Annotated in this window: 4 protein-coding genes; all 4 read left to right on the plus strand. The window is 42.9% G+C overall.

Annotated features, from left to right (window positions below):
• Positions 1-790 (plus strand): TolC family protein (locus V7783_RS20760; protein ID WP_335680350.1); only part of this gene is annotated, 790 nt, incomplete at its 5' end.
• Complete coding sequence (locus tag V7783_RS20765) at positions 787-2,013, plus strand: efflux RND transporter periplasmic adaptor subunit (protein ID WP_335680351.1); 1,227 nt, start codon at positions 787-789, stop codon at positions 2,011-2,013. The genes V7783_RS20760 and V7783_RS20765, both read left to right, overlap by 4 nt.
• Before the next feature lie 11 nt (positions 2,014-2,024).
• Positions 2,025-5,165, plus strand: coding sequence for an efflux RND transporter permease subunit (locus V7783_RS20770; protein ID WP_335680352.1), 3,141 nt, complete (start codon positions 2,025-2,027; stop codon positions 5,163-5,165).
• Positions 5,166-5,376: 211 nt separating this feature from the next.
• Positions 5,377-8,250 (plus strand): PAS domain-containing protein (locus V7783_RS20775; RefSeq protein WP_335680353.1); only part of this gene is annotated, 2,874 nt, incomplete at its 3' end.

The following is an 8,250-nucleotide window of genomic DNA, read 5'->3' on the forward strand; positions in this document are numbered from 1 at the left end:
CGTAATTAAACGCCGTAGAGCGGCTGGGGAAGTCGGGCTGCTTGATGAACAACTGGCTTTATATTCACTGTCTGAAATTTTGAATCAAACAGCAAAACAAGCCAGTGCTTATGCCGATGCTAAATTAGCAGTTCAAGCCTTACTACCGGCATGGCGTGAAGACACTGCGATCACTCCAGAGCGCTTACTTACTGGTATTAACACCAATACCAACACTGACAATGTGTTGCAGCATCCACAGCTATTATTGGTTAAGTCACAATGGCAATATCAACGCCAACAAGCACACGTGATCAAAGCTGAACGCGCTGTTAAACCCACGGTAGGGATTGCTGCGGGTAAAAATGGCGATGATAGTATTGTCTCGTTAAACTTCTCTATGCCTCTGAATATATTGAATGATTTTAGTGATGAATATCAGGCGTCTGAATTGCAGGCAATGTCGAAGGAAGCCGAATATCAAGCGTTACAGCGCACAATGACATTTCAAGCACAAGCGAGTAAAGAAGTGATGCAAGCTTATGCTCAGCGGGTAAAACGTTGGCAGTCAATCAACCAAGCCAATGCAGACAGTAGCCTCGAATTGATTGAGCAACAATGGCAAAGCGGCGATATCAGCACAGCTGAATACCTTACGATGCGTCAACAACGTATATCAGGTTTACTTGCTGGCGTTGAGATTGTTCAGCAAAGTCAATTGGCAAGCGTTAATTGGTTAACTAAAAGTGGCCAACTTAGCAATTATATTACCACCTTTACACGTCCTCTTATTGATGGAGCTGCCTTATGAAGCGCTTAAATATTACTTTTTCTGCCCTTGTATTAATGTTTGCCAACTTTGTACCGGCAGCCACATCTACACCGCAAGATGTTGAACACGCCAAATCAGGCCATGAACACAGCGAAGCACAATTACAAGCTATGCATGTGCACGAAGCTGATGAAGCTCCTCACGAGGATGAACAAGCTGTTTCACAGCCGCAGCCAGAGCACGACGAGCAAGCCGGTGGGGTACGCTTAACAGACACCCAAATGCGCTTAGCAAATGTGCAGATCAGCAAGTTAGAAAAACGTATTTACCAATCACAGCTTTATGCACCAGGTGAGATTAAGGCAAATGGCTATAGCAGCTATGTGCTGTCGCCACGAGTTGATTCAATCGTGGTAAAACGCCATGCCACATTAGGGCAGCACATTAAAGCGGGCGCGCCATTGGTCAGCTTATTTAGTGCTGAAGTTGCCAGTGCGCAAACCACGTATCGATTAGCGAAAGCTGAGTTGCAACGAGTGCAAAAAATGGGTAAAGGCACCGTGAGTGAAAAGCGTTTACTGACAGCTAAGGCTGAATATGAAGTAGCGCAGAGTCAGCTGGTAGCATTTGGTTTATCAAGCAAAGCGATTGAGCAAAGTGCAGATATTCCCGCTGAAAAACTCGGTGAATACACACTTTTCGCAGGCACCTCTGGTGCAGTGTTAAGCGATAATTTCGCTCAAGGTCAGCGAGTTGATGCTGGGATTGAGCTTATGCTAATTGCCGATGAGCGCTTACTGTGGGTTGAGGCAAAACTATCGGCAAATCAAACAATTGATATTGACGAAGGAACCACGGCTCAAGTTAAAGTTAATCAACAAATGTATCCTGCAACCGTGATCCAAGAAGCGCATACGATAGATCAAGCCACACGCTCACGAGTGGTGCGTTTAAGTGTTAAAAACAATCAGCATACGCTGCATCCAGGTATGTTTAGTGACGTATATTTTGAATTTGCTACAGAGCAAAAAGTACTTGCAGTGCCTGAGCAGGCATTACTGAGAAACCCTGATGGGGATTGGGCGGTGTTTGTACAAGATGAAGATGGTGAGCTTATTTCGACAGAAGTTGAACTAGGCCAACGCTTTGCTGGTTTTCGTGAAATTAAAGGCGTGCTAGAGGGCACGAAAGTGGTGACTGAAGGCGCTTTTTTTGTTGCATCAGAGCAAGCGAAAGGCGGCTTTGATCCGCATAACCATTAGGAGCGACGAATATGTTTAATACAATAGTGAATGCTGCTATTAGAAATCGACTACTGGTATTTTTAGCGTTGTGTATAGTAGTTGCGATGAGTGCGGTGGTGATCCCTAAATTAAATTTAGATGCGTTTCCCGATGTAACCAATGTACAAGTAGCGATTAATACCGAAGCACCGGGTTTAGCTGCTGTCGAAGTTGAACAGCTGATCACCTATCCTATAGAAGCGGTGATGTATGCCCTGCCTGATGTCGATCAAGTTAGATCGATTTCAAAAACCGGCTTATCTGGCGTAACTGTGGTGTTTAAAGAAGGCGTGGATATTTATTTTGCGCGCCAACTGGTGTTTGAACGTCTGCAAGCTGCTAAAGAGCTTATTCCAGAAGGAATTGGCTTGCCAGAAATGGGACCGAACACGTCAGGGCTTGGCCAAGTGTATCAATACTTATTGGCGGCATCTGGTGAGTCTGGTTTGGACAGTATGGCGCTGCGTAGCTTAAACGATTGGATTGTAAAACTACTTATTTTACCTGTTGATGGCGTAACTGAAGTACTGTCGTTTGGTGGTGATGTTCGTCAATATCAGGTTAACCTTAATCCAAATAAGTTACTTGCTTATCAATTAGATCAGCAACAAGTTGTGAGCGCACTTGAAGAAAATAACACCAATGTGGGTGGCTGGTATATGAATCGCGGCCAAGAGCAATTGGTGATCCGTGGGACTGGCTGGTTTAATGCGGGTAAACAAGGGTTACAAGAAATTGCGCAAACGCCGCTGAAAACCATTAATGGAACGGTTGTTACTATTGCCGATGTAGCTGATGTGTCATTAGGCAGCGAAATCCGCCAAGGCGCGGCGACCATGAGTAAAAAAGATGCTGATGGTAATATTACATCGCTGGGTGAAGTGGTAACAGGCGTGGTGTTAAAACGTATTGGCGCTAATACTAAACAAACTATCGACGGTATCAGTGCGCGAATTGAGTTAATTAATCAAGCATTACCTGATGGTGTAACATTTGAACCCCTGTATGACCAAGCTGATCTGATCACCAAAGCGGTTGATACTGTGGTTGATGCGTTGTTGTTGGCATTTGTGTTTATTGTGGTGGTGTTAGCATTATTTTTAATGAATCTGCGCGCCACGTTATTGGTTTTATTATCGATCCCAATTTCAATTGGCTTAGCACTTTGCGTGATGGCGTGGTTTGGGCTCTCTGCAAATTTAATGTCATTGGGCGGGATTGCTGTTGCAATTGGTATGTTAGTGGATGGCTCGGTGGTTATGGTAGAAAATATCTTCCGTCATTTAACGCAGCCAAGCACTCAATCACACAGTTATGTTGAGCGTATTAAGCTAGCTGCTCAAGAAGTTGCGCGCCCGGTGTTCTTTGCGGCGTTGATCATCTTAGTAGTATTTATGCCATTGTTTAGTTTTGAAGGCGTTGAAGCTAAGCTGTTTCAGCCTATGGCAATCAGTATAATGTTAGCAATTGTTGCGGCTGTTATTGTGGCGTTGGTGATTGTGCCAGCGCTGGCGGTGTACTTATTTGCCAATGGTGTGACGCTAAGACGCAGTGTGGTGCTAGAGCCATTAGATAAAGCTTATAAGCTGTGTTTGGGCTGGGCAATGAGTGCGCGTAAAACAGTGATTGCCGTAGCTGCTGTATTAGTCGTGGTAGCGGGTGTGTTATTGCCGCAGCTAGGCACAGAGTTTGTGCCAGAGCTTGAAGAGGGCACCATTAACTTACGAGTGACTTTGGCACCTTCTGCTAGTTTAGATACTGCACTGGCAGTTGCACCAAAACTTGAAGCAATATTGCTTGAGTTTCCAGAAGTCGAATATGCCTTGAGTCGTGTTGGTCGCCCAGAAGTAGGCGGCGATCCAGAGCCAGTCAATAACATTGAAATATACTTAGGCTTAAAGCCTGTAAGTGAGTGGCAATCTGCTGATAACCGAGCACAACTGCAAGTGTTAATGGAGACAAAACTAGAGCAGTTCCCTGGTTTATTATTTAACTTTTCACAGCCGATAGCGACACGGGTGGATGAATTACTTTCAGGGGTAAAAGCACAGCTGGCGATCAAGCTGTTTGGTGCTGATTTAGATGTGTTGGTCAGTAAAGGTCAAGCTATTGAACAAGCTGTAAAAGGTGTAGCTGGCGCAAAAGATGTTGCCATGGAGCAAATTGCCGGTGAGGCACAATTGGTGATCAAACCAAACCGATTAGCGCTTTCTCGCTATGGGTTATCGGTGGGTGATTTAATGACCACTGTCCAACATGGCATTGGTGGTACTGCCGCTGGGCAAATAATTAATGCTAATGAGCGTTATGATATTTATGTTCGTATTGGCGCAGAATTTCGTGACAGCCCAGAAGCTATTGCAGACTTACGCTTATCATCACCGACAGGTGCTTTGGTACGCGTAGGAGATGTAGCAACGGTTAATATTGAATCTGGGCCGCCGCAAGTACGCCGTGACGATGTTCAGCGTCGAGTGGTGATCCAAGCCAATGTTCAAGGGCGCGATATGGGCTCTGTGGTTGCTGATATTCGTACTGCCATTAATGAACAAGTAGATTTACCGCCAGGCTATGGCATTAGTATTGGCGGCCAGTTTGAAAACCAGCAACGAGCACAACAGCGGTTATCTATCGTTGTGCCTATCTCACTGGTGTTAATTGCACTGCTGCTCTATTTTGCGTTTGGCTCGATTGGCCAAGCATTGCTGATCTTAGTGAATGTGCCATTAGCTGTGATTGGTGGTGTGGTTGCACTATATGTATCAGGCCAATATTTATCAGTTCCCAGTTCGGTGGGGTTTATTACCTTGTTTGGGGTAGCGGTACTTAATGGTGTGGTTATGGTTGAAAGTATTAATAACCGTGTGAAAAGCGGTGATAGCTTAGATACCGCTGCATTTAATGGTGCATTATCACGGTTACGTCCGGTGCTGATGACGGCATTAACCTCTGCACTAGGTTTGATCCCGATGTTAATTTCAACCGGTATCGGTGCTGAAATTCAAAAGCCATTGGCAACAGTTATTGTAGGCGGCTTGTTTACTGCAACATTTTTGACTTTATTTGTATTGCCTGTGCTTTACGCAAAATTTAGTCAGCAGTTCTACCGGGGTAATAACGACAGTAAATAGGTTTATTGTATAACCTAACACAAGGCGCATAAACTTGCGTCTTGTGTTATTTAGTGCATAAATATACCCAGGTGCTTACGTAAGTGATTAAATATATTAATGTTGATAATGGAAATACGATGCTAAACAGCCTGATAAAGAATAAAGGCCAATCCATACGGACCAAACTGATTGTCACTTTTATTGTAGTTGCGCTTGCGCCTTTATCCTAATGTCTTGGTTCAGTTTTCAACATGTAAGCAACTCTCTTGAAAAAAGTGCCCATACCGAACTTGGCGAACTAAGTAGTATTGGTAAGCAATTTGCTGATATTTGGTTTGCTGATCATATTAAAGATCTTTATTTATTAAATGATCAACTCAGTCACAGCCAGCTTAATAAACAACTATTGATTGATGAGTTTGTTGCTCGCTATGATTTTGTTAATGAAATTCATATTATTTTCGACCCATTAAATACGCCAAACCCTGTTAATAACGGTGCTTTACCAGCCCTAAACCGCGATCAGTTAATTGCCATGCTCGCGGCCATAGAGCAAGGACAAAAAAGTGTATTTGTATCAACAGTGGGGGCGAAAATACATCATTTTGTCGCGTTACCTATGGTAGATAATCAACGCGGTTTACATGCAATAATTATAGTGGATGTTAATTTTCAAGGTCTGCTCGATAATTTAGAGCATATCCATAATAACAATGAAGAACTGACGTTTTTTATCGTCAAAAATGGCGAAATAACGGGGGCTCAATTACATCCCGATTTATTGCCAAAGGCTGACTTTTTTACAAATTCGGCAAATACTGAGCATGTTTTCACTTACCATAAAACAGATAATACCCTGCATTATGCTATTTTGACTGACTTGAATTTTGCCAATGCTACCGGCTGGCAGTTGTTGGTTGAGAAACCCGCAGCCGTGATGTTGCAAAGTGCCAGTGACTATAAGTTTGCAGCCGTACTTGCCAATGGTTTGGCATTTTTAGTGATTTTAATCTTATCGTGGTGGTTTGGACGGCGTTTATCTCGCCCGTTTATTATTCTTGCCAATGCCAGTGCAGAAATCACGAAAGGTGAGCGCAGTAATATTCCTATTTTGGATGATAGCAGTGAATTACATCAGCTTTCGATTGATCTAGAACATTTAGTTAGCAGCAAAGTCCAGCAACAAGAACGGCTTGAACAGCAAAGTGCAGAACTGCAATTGGCTTTGCAACAATTAGCGGAACAAAAAAGTGCTCTCGACGAGCACGCTATAGTGGCAGTGACCGACATAAAAGGGCAGATCACCTTTGTAAACAGTAAATTTTGTGAAATTAGTGGTTATAGTCAAAGCGAGTTAATTGGTCAAAATCACCGCTTGTTAAATTCAGGTATCCATCCGAAAGGCTTTTTTAAAGGCATGTACAAAACCCTTAAAGAGGGCAAAGTTTGGCATGCACAAATATGTAATAGAGCTAAAAATGGCGCTTTTTATTGGGTTGATACCACAGTAGCGCCTTTTTTAGATGAACAAGGTAAGCCGCAAAGTTATATTGCAATTCGTACCGACATAACAGCTTTAAAACTTCAAGAATTAGAACTTGAGCAGCATAAAACACAATTACAACTCGTGCTCGATAGTACTGCCGTGGGAATTTGGGATTGGTATGTAGATACCGGCAAAGCATACTTTAATAACCGTTGGGCGAGTATTATCGGTTATACCTTGGAAGAGCTGCAACCGACTGACTTTAATACCTGGAGTAAATATACTCATCCAGATGATCTTGTCAGCTCAGGGCAGCTTTTAGAACAACATTTTGCCGGTGAAAGCGACTATTATGTTTGCGAAGTTCGCATGTTGCATCGTCTTGGTCATTGGGTATGGGTACTGAGCACCGGACGTATCGTGGAGCGAAATAGTGATGGCTCACCAAAGCGCATGATAGGTACTCACCTTGATATCACTGAGCGAAAAGAGACAGAAACACAATTGCAATTAAGTCGTGACCGATTTGTGTCACTGGTTGGAAATATTCCAGGTATTGTTTATCGCTGTAAATATGATGAGCAATGGAGCATGCTGTATCTGAGTGAGCAAACAAAAGTTATCACCGGCTATGAACCAAATGACTTGGTTGATAATTATAAGCTGAGCTTTGTTGAGTTAATTCACCCTGATGATGTTGCAAACGTAGCGCAGAAGGTGAGAATTGATATTGAAGCCCATCAGCCATGGTCTGTAGAATACCGTATACTTGCTTTGGACGGCAGTACCCATTGGGTGCATGAAAAAGGTCAAGCCGTGTACGACCACGCCGGTAATATCTTGTATTTAGATGGCTTTATTCATGATATTACAGAGCGTTACCACACCCAGTCGCAACTTTATCGCCAGCAAAGCCTCCTTGAAGCAATGAGTAAGCAAGGTCAAATTGGTGCTTGGGAAGTCGATTTAGAAACCAATACTATGTATTGGTCAGACGAAGTGAAAGCAATCCATGAAGTAGCTGAAGATTATCAACCAGTTATTAGTCAAGCACTTGATTTTTACAAGGAAGGTTATCACCGAGATAGGATCAGTCAGTTATTCAAAGATGCCATAATAACAGGTAACAGTTGGGAAATTGAATTAATTATAGTGACGGCACTTGGCAATGAATGCTGGGTTAAATCAATTGGCCAAGCTGAATATAAAAATGGTCGTTGTATTCGTGTGTATGGTTCCTTCCAAAATATTGATACTCATAAGCACCTTGAATTAGAGAGTAAAAAAGCCAATCAGTACAATAAAAACTTGGCAAGCTTAACTGTGTCACCTGAGGTGTTAGCGGGTAACTTTGATGACGTGAAAAGCTTAGTTGTGCAGTCTATGTGCGAAGTCTTGGGTGTGCAACGGGCCTCGGTGTGGTTGTTTGATGAGCTTAACGATGAAATGCATTGCATGAGTTTGTTTGTAGAGCAGCAAGGATTTGTTGAGCAATCGTTAGTGCTTAAAGCCAGCGATTTTCCAATTTATTACCAATCGATATTTGAACAAGGCTTAGTAGCAATAGATGATGTGTATAATCATCCTGCGACAGTCGAGTTTATTGATAACTATATT

The organism is Pseudoalteromonas sp., assembly GCF_036960685.1.
GTDB lineage: Bacteria > Pseudomonadota > Gammaproteobacteria > Enterobacterales > Alteromonadaceae > Pseudoalteromonas.

Bases quoted from the DNA above. Each gene is read 5' to 3' on its own strand.
- V7783_RS20770 (WP_335680352.1), top strand. From the start codon at position 2,025: ATGTTTAATACAATAGTGAATGCTGCTATTAGAAATCGACTACTGGTA.
- V7783_RS20765 (WP_335680351.1), top strand. From the start codon at position 787: ATGAAGCGCTTAAATATTACTTTTTCTGCCCTTGTATTAATGTTTGCC.